The sequence below is a fragment of the Streptomyces blattellae genome, from assembly GCF_009709555.1.
GTDB classification, from domain to species: Bacteria; Actinomycetota; Actinomycetes; order Streptomycetales; family Streptomycetaceae; genus Streptomyces; species Streptomyces blattellae.
In genome coordinates, this window is sequence record NZ_WJBG01000141.1 from 1 (window position 1) to 12,876 (window position 12,876).

Here is a 12,876-nt window from a genome sequence, read left to right on the forward strand (position 1 = left end):
TGAACCGCCCCGGCTCGAATGGAGACTCGATTTCGTGAAAGGATCGAGTCATGGCACGACCTTCCTCCTATCCGCTTGAGCTGCGCCGTCGCGCGGTGCGCATGGTCGCCGAAGTTCGCGGCGACTACCCGACCGAGTCCGCCGCGATCAAGGCCGTGGCCGAGAAACTGGGCATCGGCTCGAATGAGACGCTGCGCAAGTGGGTGCGGCAGGACCAGGTCGACTCCGGGCAGCGGCCGGGGACGACGACGGAGGAGTCCGCGCAGATCAAGGCGTTGAAGAGGGAGAACGCTGAACTCAAGCGGGCGAACGAGATCCTGAAGGCTGCGGCGAGTTTCTTCGCGGCCGAGCTCGACCGGCCACACCTGCGCTCGTAGCGTTCATCGACGAGCACCGGGACCGCTTCGGCGGTGTCGAGCCGATCTGCCGCGTGCTGTCCGAGCACGATTGCAAGATCGCCCCATCCACCTACTACGCCCACAAGAAACGACTCCAGAACCCGTCCGCGCGAACCGTGCGGGACGAGGAACTCAAGGAGCTGATCCAGGAGGTCTACACGTCCAACTTCCGTGTCTACGGGGCAAGGAAGATCTGGCGCGAGCTGAACCGCCAGGGCCACCGGGTGGCCCGCTGCACCGTCGAGCGGCTGATGCGCGAGATGGGCATCGCCGGCGCCGTGCGGGGCAAGAGAGTGATCACCACGATCCCCGACGAAACGGCCGACCGGGCACCGGACCGGGTGGACCGCAAGTTCGTCGCCGACGCACCGAACCGCTGCTGGGTCGCCGACTTCACGCATGTGGCCACGTGGGCGGGGGTCGTCTACGTCGCCTTCGTCGTGGACACCTTCTCCCGCCGCATCGTCGGCTGGTCCGCCTCCACCTCCAAAGAGACCCAACTCGTCCTGGATGCATTGGAGATGGGGCTTTGGCAGCGCGACCGTGAAGGCCGCCCCCACATCCCTGGCGAGCTGATTCATCACTCAGATGCGGGCAGCCAGTACACGTCGTTCAAGCTCGCCGAACACCTCGACGCCGCCGGCATCGCGGCCTCGATCGGCTCGGTCGGCGACGCCTACGACAACGCGCTGATGGAGTCGACGATCGGCCTGTACAAGACCGAGATCATCAAGCCCCGCCGCCCCTGGAAGACCCTGAGCGAGGTCGAGCTGGCTACCGCCGAATGGGTTGACTGGTACTGCCACCGCCGACTCCACGGTGAAATAGGCCACATCCCGCCCGTCGAATACGAGACCAACTACTACCTGGGAACCACGAAACACCAGGTCACAACAACCATCTGAGATCTCTATCGAACTCGGGGCGGTTCACGGTGACTTGAGGGCACGGAGTGCCCTCGGGGGCATCGCGCTGACGGTCACTTTGGTGGGACGTGCGTCGCGTAATCTCGCCGCGCACCGGTCTGCTCACTGTCGGCCAGGCGATGCTTTCCGTCACGGCCTGTAATTATGCACAGTTGTTCATGGTGTACGCGAAGGTGTGACGGTCGAGTCACCGTGTGCCTGAAAGTGAACCTCTGCCGGATCCGCGACTTGTGTCCTTCGGAATGCAAATCCGGCGTCTTCGAGAAGAGCGTGGCTACAGCCTGGAGGAACTAGCCGAACGCAGCGGGTTGAGCTTTCGCGGACTGATTTACATCGAACATGGGCGGCGCAATCCGGGCGTGCTGACCGTCCTGAGTATCGCGTCCGGCCTGAACGTCGCGCCAGCGCGGCTGTTCGAAGATGTCTTTCAGGTGCCCGACGAGACGGAGACCGGGCCTTGAACGGATCCCGCCCTGTGGAACCGTCCACGAGCGAGATACTGCGACCTCGGCCCTGACGTATGGAGCGGTGAGCTGACCACAGTGCCGTCGTGGGCTTCTGCGGGAACCCCAACACCGCGCAGACCGGCACCGCGGCACCGTACCGGCCGATGACCATGCCGTCCGACTGGCCGTGAGCCACCGACCGCCGCGTCGCCGGTCCGGCGGAACAGCGCCTGCACGCGGTCGTCGGCCGCTGCGTCGTCCGCAACACCCTGCACGTGCCGTCCGAGGCCGCGGTCGATTGCGGCGCCCGGCGCCCGGAGTGCCGAACAGCGGGTCAGCGAGGCCCTGTTGCCGTGGTGGCGGGAGTTCCCGGACGTCCGCGTGGCGGAGAACTATCTGGAGGACGTCCCCGCCCGCCGCCGGCCCTCGGCTCGTCGGCTCGGCGCGGTGGCCTCCGCCGTACAGTCCTACTGTCCGGCGTGACCATGCGACTGACTCAGCCGCCCCCGGCGCTAACTGCCTGACCGTCTTCGCCCACGGCGTACCGCGCCGCCACCGCCGTAGCGGTCAACGGACGCCCCTGGCGTGCGCCGGTTCCCCCGTCGAACGGGGCCGATCCATGTGCACGTGGCCTTCGACGACGGCGCTGGAGCAGCGCAGCGTGAGGCCGCTGGTCACGGCGTCGAGGTCTTGATCAGGGCCGCGGACGGCCGCGAACACCGGAATCGGCCGATCAGCCCGCGCAGGGCGGTCCCTGCTCTTCGCTGGATTGGTCGTGGCGGTAGGCACCGCAAGCGAGGGCGGTCTCCGCGCGGTTGCCTGACTGGTGCAGCAGGACGAGCGTCTTGTCGCGGGGCGGGGTGTTGGTGCCGTCGTGGGAGACGAATCCGGTGGCTCCGTCGAAGACGATGTCGGCACCGAGGGCCAGCGGGACGGACGCGCGGTCCATGCCCGAGTGACGCATCCCGGCCTGGTGCACGGCCTCCGACAGGAGGTGGAAGGCGTCGTACGAGACCGCGGAATGGCCGTCCTGCTTGCTTCCAGGGATCGGTGCCTGTCGTGGTGGTCTTCACGTACGTGTCGTAGTCGGCCACGAACTGCCGGGTCCTGTCACTCGCGTCCGGGTCGTCGGCGGGCAAGTACAGGGCGGTTCACGGTGTGCAGGTTCCAGGCCCTGGTGGCTTCGTCCTGCAGCCCTCTGGGACAAGCCGCCGTCGTTGGGGAGGTTGCCATGAAGTCTTCACTGAGGTTTCCTGGCGGGTATGCCGAGGCATCTGCTGGCCGTTGAGTACACGAAGATCCGGGCGCTGCGTGAGCAGGCTGGGCTCACTCCGCAGGAGCTGGCCGATCGTGTGGGGGTGACCTATCGCGTGGTCGTGTACTGGGAGGAAGGCAGGTACGTACCTGGAGCCAGAAACGTGCGGCGACTCGCCGACGCTCTCGGCTGCGCCACGGCTGACCTCACAGGCACGCCTAGCGGGACCGAGACGTTGGTTGACCTCCGGTATGCCTCTGGTCTCACCGCTGAGCAAGTTGCCACACGACTGCGGGCTACCGGCATCGGCCGTGATCTTTTTGTGGACGCACACAAGATCCGCAGCCTGGAGCGGAACCGTCGGGTGTCCGGCTGGAACTGGCGGAAGACCGAGTGCACAGGCCGGCTCGTGCAGCAGCTCGCCTCTGTATACGAGGTGCCGGTCCGCATGGTCATGGATGCCTGGATGCGTACTCGCCCGGCCGATGAACCCCCGCGCCTGCCCGAGCGAGAGCGGCACGGGCCTCCGGCGTCAGCAGTCGAGGGCTGGGAGGGGTTGAATGATCGGCAGCAGGTCTATCTCGGTGAGATCCTGCGGGACGACCGCATGACCGAGGCTGAGATGTGGATGCGCCGACAGAACGAGGTCACGGTTCCGCCGGCCAGACAGTGGCGGAAGTTGCCGTTTGCTCTCGACGCACCCGCAGAAGTGGTCGGCCACACGCGCCTTCAGCAGCGGCTGCGGAGCGCTGGTGTCCACGACCGAGGAGCCGGGGCCACCCTCCACTCCCTGGAGCGGCTGAAACTGATCAAAGTGACTAGGGACCGTGTGGAGGTGCCAGGGGTCGGCGAGGTGGACCGCACCCTGGTGGAGATCACTCGCCGCGGCCGTGCCTGCGCCCGTGCTGGGCTGGGGGAACCTGCGGAGCCGGCGCCACCCGCGCATCTGCTGTCCGAGTGGCTGTGGGGTGCTCTGCTGCGCGTCGCCGCTGCCGGACCGGAAGGTCTCCACGAGAGCGAACTGACGGGCAAGTCCCTGTTCTACCTGGCTGTCGGCTACCGGCCGAAGCGCCAGTCGCATCCCAGCAGAGGATTCATCGAGCTGCGTCCGCGGATGGCGCCGGGCGATACGCATGTCCTCGAATACCGGTGGCACGCCACCGCGCTCGGGCAGCAGCACATTGCCGCCTACCTGCACGTCTACGCGGAGATGTACCCGGACGCGGCGTCTCCACCACAATGATCGTTCAGGGCGGTCCGGGGCTGTTCCGGGGCCGTTGTCAGACCCGTGCTCTACGGTCGTTTCCCGTGACGACCCATGTCGATGACGACGGCCTGACGTTCTCCCATTTCGAGGCGTTCCGCCTGATCAACTTCACCTTCATCAAAGCCTGCCAGACGATCACTGCCCCGGACCTGAGCCCGAGGGAGCGGGCGGAGCAGCTGATGCGGTATCACGGTGATTTGCTCGCCGCGTACGGCCCTGGAGTGCCCCTGTCGTTCGGCGAGTTCCGCCGAAGGCTGCGCGGACACATCGACGGCCTGCTCCCGCCGTGGCTGGACCGATCCGGTCTCGGCGATCTCAACTTTCCCGTTGTCGACGCCGAGGGCTGCGTCACCGGCAACGCTTTCGATCTGCAGTGGGAGACCTCCCAGCTGCACCGGATCTTGAGGCGGCTCCGGCGGGTCGGCCGTATGACGTTCACCGAGGAGCAGCTCCAGGACGAGATCGACCAGGATCAGATGTACGAGATCCTCAAGGGCCGCGGTGACGCCCAGTACGTCAAGGACCGCACCACTTTGGTGGAATGCCCCGCCGGCACGGCCGCGGAGCTGAACAAGCGCGGCCTGCCCCTCAACGCGATCGGCTACTACGAGCCGATCCCCTACCACGCCATCTACCGCACCTGGTGGTTCCCCTGCACGGTGTGCAAGTGGCCCATGAAGATCAGCAAGCGGATGAGCGCGGGCCGCGAGTACTACCGAGTCGCCTGCCTCTACGGCCGTCACGCCGATACCGGCGCCAGCTTCGTGTTCCGGCCCACGTCCGGAGACGCGCCGCAGCTGCACCCCGACAGCCCCGACACCCCGGCTCCACACGAGGCAGCGCTCGCGCTGAGCACCACCGCTGCCGTGCCGGAGACGAAACCGGTTGAGGGGCAATTGGCCCTCAAACGCGGCGTATGGCGCTACACCTGCGTGCCCGGCCTGCACGAGCTGCGGCTGCACACCGTTCTGCGGGAGCGGCTGACCGCCGCACTGACAGATGTGGACGAGGCCGTCAGGCTCTGGCCGATGAGCGATGCCTACGACCACCGCATCGAGGTCAAGGGCCCTGACGGGAGCACTCACCTCTTCACCGTGGATGTGAAGGACTACACCCACGGCCGTGTCCTCGCCGAGAGCCTGCACCGCAACGAGGGGGACAAGGGTGGTGCCGAATGGCTCGTCGTTCCCGACCACCGGGCCGACCAGATCCCCCTGCTGACCGTGACCTGCCACAAGTACGGAATGAAGGCCGCGACCATGACCGATTTCGCCCAGATGGTCTGCCGGAGCGCCGGGGTGGTGTGGGTATGAGCCAGATGACCGTCAGGGACGCCTTCGTCCGCGCCGCGCTGGCCCTGGCCGCCCACTACTTCCCGCAGCAGGACGACGAAGGCAAGCCGCTGGCCTCTTTCCATCACGCGGCGTTCTTCGCCAGCTGCAAACCCCAGGCGTGGGAGAAATGGAACGAGCTGGACAGCGAGGAACGCCTTCTCGTGGCCGAGGTGATGAAGCTCAGCAACCCCGACCTCGCCGACGAGAAGCGGTTCGCCTCCGCCGCACGGATCCTCCTGGGGGCCATGAACACCGGTGACGAGGAGGACGAGGAGGCCACCCTCCATCTGTTCACCCTGGCCGGTGACCCTCTCACCGCCACCGCGGCCTACCCGCATCTGGGAGGGGACTACCTCGGCTACGCCAAGAGCCTTCTCCTGCCCTTCCGGCGGCCGAGCAGCCGGCGCAAACCCCACGACTTCGCAGCGCCGGGCCAGACGTACGAGACGAGTGAACGCACCGAGGGCAACGAGATCGTCCACGGGCGTGTGACCATCCCCCGATTTCCCGCTTTCACCCAGCCCCTCGGCCACGACGCGCTTCCGGCCCTCACAACCCGGCCCAGCCTCGGCACAGTCCCGGTCTACGTCCAGGAGCTCAAGGACATCGCACGGCTCCTGGACACCCAGTACGAGGACACAGAGGCGGGCCCCTGGCTGCACAAGGTGCTGACGGGCCTGCTCGACCGGGTCAAGGCCCGCGACACCGACAGGGTCAACGTGCTGGACCTCCTGGCCGGCCGGACCCAGATCTTCCACGCGCCCACCGGAACCGGTAAGTCCGTGCTGGTCCGTCTCCTGGGCTCGTGGGCCGCACTCAACGACTACCGCGTCACCCTGCTCGTCCCCGACGTCAAAGCCACACTCGCCTCCGTCTGGGACATCAGCCGCGACCTTGAGATCCTGCACGAGGCGGGCAAGACCGAGCACCTGGCGACGTGTGCCCCGCTGATGTCGCCGTCCTCGCGGCACGAGCGGGCCCTCAAACACGCCTCCCTGGTCAAGGAGGACCCCGACGCCCCCGGGGAATGGGGCAAGCGAGGCCGCCGTGACGTCGACCACCTCGCCTACGGGTGCGCACAGCAGCACTGGCTCGACTCCGCTGGCATCTACCGTCCTGGCAAGGAGAACTGCCTGAGCCTGCGCGGCGGCAAAGAGATGCTGGCCTGCCCCTGGATCCCGACCTGCGGCAAGTTCACCCCCGCCTACCAGGCCGCGGACGCCACAGTGATCGTCACCAACCACCACAACTTCATCCAGGGCACCATGAAGGTGGGCATCCAGATCGACGGCCGCCCCGTCCGGTCCGTCACCGTCCGCGAGTTCGTGCTCCGCGCCAGCGACTTCGTCATCATCGACGAGATCGACGCCTTCCAGGCCGTCGCCGTCGACCGCTGCGCCACCACGGTCGACCTGCACTCCCGGCATCCGTGGACCGCGGAACCGCAGATCCTCGACACCGCAGCGAAGCATCTTCCCCTGCGGTTCGAGGACCAGCTGATCGAACCGGTCAGCCACGTCCGGCTCATGGCCGAGTCACTGCTGACCGGACTGTGCACCAAGGCATTCCGGCTCAACCACCACGACGACGCCAGAGTCCCGCGGCTGCGGCACGAATACGACTACGAAGGGTGGCGCCTGCCCCGCTCCAAGGACCGCGAGCTCATCAGCCTCCTGTTCCCCGAATACCAGGTCAGCGACGGCCAGCCGCTTCCCCCTGAGGCCATCGACCGGCTCAACGCCCTGGTCCCGGCCCCCGACCTCGGCGAAGACGACGAGACGGCAACCACACCCATGCTTCTGGCCCCCGAGTGGGAACAGGTCGGCAGCATCCTCGCCACCGTGGTGTCACCGCGCGGCATCAACCAGCGCGACGCGCTCAAGCTAAGGCTCCACGAGGCACTCGCCCCGATGATCAGCGACGGCCGCGCACGCAACCGGGCCATCGACCACCTCCTCATCCGCACCCTGATGAGCGAACTGGACGTGTCCCTGGCCGTATTGCGTGACACCGCCCAGTCCCTGCGCCACTCCGGCCTGCTCACCGCCAACCGCATCATCGACTCCATGCGCTCCGGCGGCATTGCCGACGTGCTCCCGCACGGAACGATCGGCAGGCCTATCAACGGCTACCGGGTCACCGGCATGAAGAACCCGGAGAAGGACGCCAAGCTCTCCACCCAGCACATGGCCGGCGACCCGCACACCTACGTGTCGGAACTCGGCGGACTGGTCTCCCTGATCACCGCCGGCGTGGAGCGGCCCATCTTCGGGCTCTCCGCCACGGCCTACTTCCCCCAGGCCGTCAAGGAACACGTCCACGCCCCCGTGATGTGGTGGATGACCGACGCCCAGGAAGAATCCATCCTGGTCGAGTCCTCGGCCGTCACCTACGGAAACGGCCACCGAAAGGCCGGAGAACGCATCCCGATCGCCGGCCAGTTCCCCTCCGACAAACCCGAAGCCCTGCGCGAAATCGGCGAACGCCTGTACGAGACAAAACTGTCGAGGAAACTCACGCGACTGGCCAAGTCGGAATCGACCCGCGCACGCGCCCGCGTGATCCTCACGGCCAACAGCTACGAACAGTGCGGCCACATCGCCACCGGCCTGGCCAAGGCAAAAGGACTCTCCCACCGCGTGTGCGTCCTCGTCCGGGAAGAAGACCGCTTCAGCAACGTCCGCCACCTCCCCGACCCGTCACTGGTCCGCCGTATCACCGTCGAAGAAGTCGAGGAATTCCCCCAATTCGGCGACATCCTGATCGCCCCCCTGGCTAACATCGCCAGAGGACTCAACATCGTCGTCAATCTCCGCTCAGCCATCCACTCCATCTACCTGTGCGTGAGGCCCCCGCTGATCATCGACGATCCCACCTGGATGTACGGCAGCGTCAACGCCGCAGGCATCAACTCGCTGCCCGCATCCGGTACGGCGGACCCCGTCGAGGCTCTGCAGGCGGCCCGCACCGCAGCACGCGATCACCTGGCCACCATCCTGCGCTCCTCCCCACAGCTGTCGACCATGGACCTCGTCCTGCAGGAGCAGATGGTCGCCGGAATGCTGGTGTCCCTCATCCAACTCGCTGGCCGAGCCCGACGCGGCGGCACCAACATGGAACTGCACTTCGTGGACTACGCCTTCCACGACGAGACCTGGAGTTCCGACCTGGCCAGCATCATCGAACGCATGGCCTCCCGGTGGCTGCCGGAAGAACGCCGGCAGATGGCCGAACTGTACGGCGAAGCGGTCAACGCCTTCCTGACCTACGCAGGCGTCGACCTCGCCCTCTCCGCATAGCCCAGCACTTCTTCCCGAAAGAGATCACAGCATTGAGCGACACCACCACTCTCCCGAGCACCCTCACCCTGCGCTGCACCCCCGAACTCGTCCAGGGCCAGAAGGTGTACGTACGCATCTTCCCGCGGAGCGTGCGGGATGAATGGGAGAAGCTGAAAGGCGACGGGGACGACGAGCAAAAGAATCTGCCGTACTCAACCGCGCTCACCTACCTGAAGTTCAAGACCGGCGGGTACGTGCACCTCGACCGGTACCTCAACTTCCTGGTGTCACTGGAGAAGATTGACAACGAAACTCTGCGTCACGTCTTCCGGTGCATCGTCGGCTACAGCAAAGGGCTGAACACCGACCAGGCCGTCCTCTTCGACGTGCCGCCGGTGGCCGACGCGATCGCGAACACGCCTGAGCAGGAGTTCGAGATGACACGGTTCCTCAAGCCAGTGCCGGGCAAGCAACCGAAATGCCCCGACTGGATGTACGTGGCCGTGCCCTGGGTGATCTCGAAAAAGCTCGCCGAGCAGCAGTTCACCATCTACGACCTCGTCCCCATCACCGAGAAGGTCCCCGCCAAGGAGAAGGACGGCTCCCTCAAGCTCGACGCCGACGGGCAACAGGTCTACAAGAACCGCACGATCGGCTGGAAGGCCAACCCGAACAAACGGGACGTCGCCTATCTTCCGGACAGCAGAGGCGGTCTCATCGCCTGGGACCACCCCTTCGGGCGCAAGTACAACGTCCGTGACGACGGGACCGAGGTGAACGACGCCACCAAGGCCCAGTACGCAATGTCCCGGCTCTCGGTGGTCATGAAGACCGAGCCCAACGTCGTCGACCCGGTCATCTTCCTGGACGCCCATGTCACCCGCGTCCACAGCAACATGGTCTTCGCCAAGTCGACGCACATCTACCAGGGCAGCGACGGCCTTCCGATCCTCCACACCGAACTGGTACGCAACGGCAGCGTCCGAGAAGTCAACCAGCGTGCCCTGGAGCTGCTCGCGCGCGACAGGATGGACGTCAGCCTTCTGCAGGAGCTGCAGACGCGCGTCACGAAAGAACGGGCCGTGCTGGAGAAGGCCGCCGGCGACGGGGAATTCCCCTCGTTCATCACCCCTGACGCCGGGGTCATCCGCCCTCTCATGCCGAAGAACGACAACTTCGCCGTCGGCACAGGACCGGGCACCCTTCACCTGCGGCTGCTCGCCGAGCACGTCACCAAGGTGCTGGGCGAGAAGGCCACCTGGGTCGACTTCGCGGTGGAACCGATGAACTTCGAGCCCCGCCCCACGGACAAGCAGAAGATCTCCCCGCAGGAGCGGGCCCGCCGGATCGAAGCCGGCGAACTCCTGCACACCATCGGCTTCCCCCCGCCCGAAGAGATCACCGCGTCCGTGAACGCCCAAGGGTTCGAGCAACTGCGGATCGTATGCCTGTGGTACCGCCACAGCACCCGCCTGCGGATGATCAACGCGCTGTCCCTGGCCTTCCCGGACGGCCCGCCCATCGGTGATCCGAAGCCAGGCGAGGAGGTCTTCCTCACCCCCGGCATCAGCGTGGTCTTCCGCAAGGCTGAGCGCTTCCTGTCACACGGCGACGACATCAACCGGGCCGTGGAGTTCAAATCCTTCGAAGACGACTTCGCCGGCAGCGAGTCACACGTGATGGTCGGTGTCTGGTGCGAGACCGAGATCCCTGCCCTGAAGAAGAAGGAGGGAGAGAAACGAAAGGCCTTCCTGCTTCGCAAGGAGCGCTATGACGGGAAGTTCCAGGTCCGCCGCTTCCTGGCCAAGAAGGACTTCGTCTGCCAGTTCACGAAGGGGATGAAGCCGGGGTCGTTCGGAAACCCCGCAACAGAAATCAGTCCTCCGAAGCCAGGGAAAGATCACGCCGCCTACATGGCGCTTCTCGACCTGTACCGCTCACTCGGCATCATCGACCAGCGCCTCGCACGGGCCATCGCGAAGGACAAGAGGGGCCACGAAGCCGCAAACCTCGTCTACTGCGGCATCCATGCCCGGCGGCAGGCCAAGACAGCCGACGGCAAACACACCAAGCGCATCATCGTTGCCACCGCGCTGTTCCCGCCGGAGGAGGAAGGCGGCGCCTGGACGATGCGAGCGTGGACCCCCCTCATCGGGACCTGGGTGCCTTACCGGCAGGCGATCACCGCCTTCCACGCCAGTGACTACGCACTCCACGTCGACGGCAAAGGCGAGACAGACAAGGAACGCTGGGCCGAGGCAGCAGCCCACGTCGAAGACGCCCTCGCCAGCCTCGTCCGCGACGAACTCGAACCCGGCATGGACTACGTCGTCATGGTCGACGGCCACGCCTGCCGTCGGATGTGGACGGGCCTGCACAACGAGAACCAGAGCTACCAAGAAGACGACATCACCGATCCGCGCACCTGGCTGCCTGGATACGGCAAAGGCAAGAACGCACCGCGCAAGAAGCCGAGCGCCGTCATCCGGATGAACGTCGCCCCGGACGAGGTACCCCAGTACGTTCCCGTCCCCCGCGAGAGCGACCCGGACACCGAGAAGGAGTCCATCCTGTTCGCATCGGCCAAACTGCACCGCGCTCAGGTGGACTTCGGCACCCCCTTCTGGATCCTCTTCAACATCCCGCGCAACTACCAGGCCAAAGGCGGAGACCTGGGCAAGACGATCACTCGCTGGGACGCTGATCCGGGCAGGGGAGGCGAGGAGGGGGAACGGGAGACGAACGAGCTCAAGTCCCCGTGGTGGGCTGTCACTGCGACCGAGATCTACCCAGTCGGCAAGGCCAACGGGGTCGACCGGACGATGCTCGCACGGGCAACCGCCCGCCTGTGTCACCAGACCATCGCCTGGTCCGACCGCTCCCGCTACCCCGTGCCTCTGCATGCAGCGAAACAGCTGGACCTCGATCATCCCCAGTACCGTCGGTCGGCGCCGCCCGAGGAGCAGGGAGACGAAGCCGCCGACGAATAGCCGGGGAATGCGCCGATCGTGATGTCAGGAGGGGCGAACCCATCTTCCTGGCCGCTGACGACGGCGGTGACCGGCCCGAGTTTCCGTCTGCCACGAGTACAGGTGGGCCAACGTCTGGCTCACCTGTACTGGGACTGCTGCGTGATCAGGTGACAGCGGGGTTTATGCAGCCAGGGCTGTGGGGACCTGCCCCTGGCCCCTCCGGGCGACGAGAGACTCTGGTGGCTCCCCGGCGGAGGGTTGTGTTCTCCAGCCATCGGGCCTCGTCGGGTGAGACGTGGAGGGTACGGAGGTCTGCAGCTTGGGTGTGATCTTGCCGGAAAGATCACACTGCAGCGTTGTGGCGTGGGAGGGTGAGCACCGAATCGGGGATCGTGGCCAAGGGGGCAGTCTCTATTCGGCCGGTACCGCAGCAGCTGCTCGGTTCAGCTGAGGTTCACACAGCACCGTTATCGATCTTTGTCCATAGGCTGCTGCGTCCGAACACGCCCGCTGGCGTGTCGGGTGGCATTAACGCTTTGAAGTGGCCCCACTTTTTCGGTCCGAACTGGCCCCACTGTCGGGGCGCACGGGAGCGTTCGGGGGTTGTTTCGGCTTGAGTTGGCCCCACCCTGGTGGCCCGAACTGACACGCTCGGTGTGGGCCGCCGTGAGGGGGCGATGCCGGGTGGCGTCCACGAAGGAAGAACTGTTCCTGCTGATACGGCGTGACTCGTGGCGGGAGGGCCTGTCGGTACGTGCGCTGGCGCGTAAGTACCGGGTGCACCGTCGGCTGGTGCGGGAGGCTCTGTCGTCGACCGTGCCTGCTCCGCGGCGGACGCCGCGGCGGCATTCACCGCGGCTGGAGCCGTTCAAGAAGACGATCGACCAGTGGCTGCTGGAAGATCTGGACGCGCCGCCGAAGCAGCGGCACACCGTCAAGCGGATCCTGACGCGGCTTCAGCAGGAGCTTGGAGCCGACATCGCCTATACAACGGTGT

Annotated in this window: 7 protein-coding genes and 2 pseudogenes; 8 read left to right on the forward strand and 1 reads right to left on the reverse strand. The window is 66.1% G+C overall.

The annotated features are described in order from the left end of the window. Nucleotides 1-50 precede the first annotated feature (50 nt). Nucleotides 51-1,303 (forward strand): IS3 family transposase gene (locus GFH49_RS15160; protein WP_230396121.1). Its coding sequence is split into 2 segments (ribosomal slippage): nt 51-333 and nt 333-1,303, totalling 1,254 coding nucleotides; the frame shifts between segments, so codons are not numbered across the junction. A gap of 215 nt (nt 1,304-1,518) precedes the next feature. Continuing rightward, nucleotides 1,519-1,785, forward strand: coding sequence for a helix-turn-helix domain-containing protein (locus GFH49_RS15165; protein WP_230396305.1), 267 nt, complete (start codon nt 1,519-1,521; stop codon nt 1,783-1,785). A gap of 718 nt (nt 1,786-2,503) precedes the next feature. On the opposite strand, the gene GFH49_RS15170 is transcribed toward GFH49_RS15165, so the two are convergent. Next, entirely contained in the window at nt 2,504-2,719 is a 216-nt protein-coding gene (locus tag GFH49_RS15170; protein ID WP_155056406.1) for a hypothetical protein, read from the reverse strand. A gap of 313 nt (nt 2,720-3,032) precedes the next feature. On the opposite strand from GFH49_RS15170, the pseudogene GFH49_RS41485 reads away from it, so the two are divergent. The 6 genes and pseudogenes from GFH49_RS41485 to GFH49_RS15195 form a co-directional block, all read left to right on the forward strand. Then, nucleotides 3,033-3,218 (forward strand): annotated as a pseudogene (locus tag GFH49_RS41485) (helix-turn-helix transcriptional regulator); the annotation flags it as partial. 129 nt (nt 3,219-3,347) lie between these two features. Further along, nucleotides 3,348-4,268 (forward strand): XRE family transcriptional regulator, encoded by a 921-nt coding sequence (locus tag GFH49_RS15175; protein ID WP_230396306.1) that lies wholly within the window; start codon nt 3,348-3,350, stop codon nt 4,266-4,268. A gap of 65 nt (nt 4,269-4,333) precedes the next feature. After that, complete coding sequence (locus GFH49_RS15180) at nt 4,334-5,605, forward strand: restriction endonuclease-related protein (protein WP_155056408.1); 1,272 nt, start codon at nt 4,334-4,336, stop codon at nt 5,603-5,605. After that, on the forward strand, nt 5,602-8,925 hold the full coding sequence (locus GFH49_RS15185) for an ATP-dependent DNA helicase (RefSeq protein WP_155056409.1): 3,324 nt from the start codon (nt 5,602-5,604) through the stop codon (nt 8,923-8,925). Before GFH49_RS15180 ends, GFH49_RS15185 begins: the two co-directional genes overlap by 4 nt. A 32-nt stretch (nt 8,926-8,957) precedes the next feature. Further along, complete coding sequence (locus GFH49_RS15190) at nt 8,958-11,897, forward strand: RNaseH domain-containing protein (protein ID WP_155056410.1); 2,940 nt, start codon at nt 8,958-8,960, stop codon at nt 11,895-11,897. A gap of 666 nt (nt 11,898-12,563) precedes the next feature. Then, nucleotides 12,564-12,876: pseudogene (locus tag GFH49_RS15195) on the forward strand (IS21 family transposase); the annotation flags it as partial.

Excerpts from the sequence above, each read along its gene's own strand:
- GFH49_RS15170 (WP_155056406.1), bottom strand. The coding sequence starts at position 2,719 with ATGGACCGCGCGTCCGTCCCGCTGGCCCTCGGTGCCGACATCGTCTTC.
- GFH49_RS15185 (WP_155056409.1), top strand. The coding sequence starts at position 5,602 with ATGAGCCAGATGACCGTCAGGGACGCCTTCGTCCGCGCCGCGCTGGCC.